This window comes from Xylophilus sp. ASV27 (assembly GCF_016428875.1).
GTDB lineage: Bacteria > Pseudomonadota > Gammaproteobacteria > Burkholderiales > Burkholderiaceae_C > Xylophilus.
This window is the reverse complement of sequence record NZ_JAELTO010000420.1, coordinates 1-255: the sequence shown is the minus strand read 5'-3', so window position 1 is coordinate 255 and position 255 is coordinate 1. Positions and strand designations below refer to the sequence as shown.

Annotated in this window: 1 protein-coding gene; it reads right to left on the bottom strand. The window is 62.4% G+C overall.

Features of this window, described 5'->3' with window-relative positions; translation table 11 throughout:
* Positions 1 to 254 (bottom strand): transposase (locus tag JHD63_RS23610; RefSeq protein ID WP_233168577.1); only part of this gene is annotated, 254 nt, incomplete at its 3' end.
* Position 255: the final 1 nt, after the last annotated feature.

Sequence of the window (255 nt, the reverse complement as noted above, 5' to 3'; positions counted from 1 at the left end):
CTTACCCGGCTGAAGTCGAGCTTGTCGGCATTGCGCAACTCGCCCAGCAAAGCCAGATGCAGGTTGTGCCACACCCCTGCAGCCTGCCAATCGCGCAACCGCCTCCAGCAAGTCATGCCACTGCCCCTGCCCAGTTCCTGGGGGAGCTCTTCCCAGGGGATGCCCGTGCGCAGCACAAAAAGAATGCCATTGAGGGCCAATTCGTCACTCAGTCGCGGTCTGCCTCCCTTGGGCGAAGGCTTCACGACTGGCAGC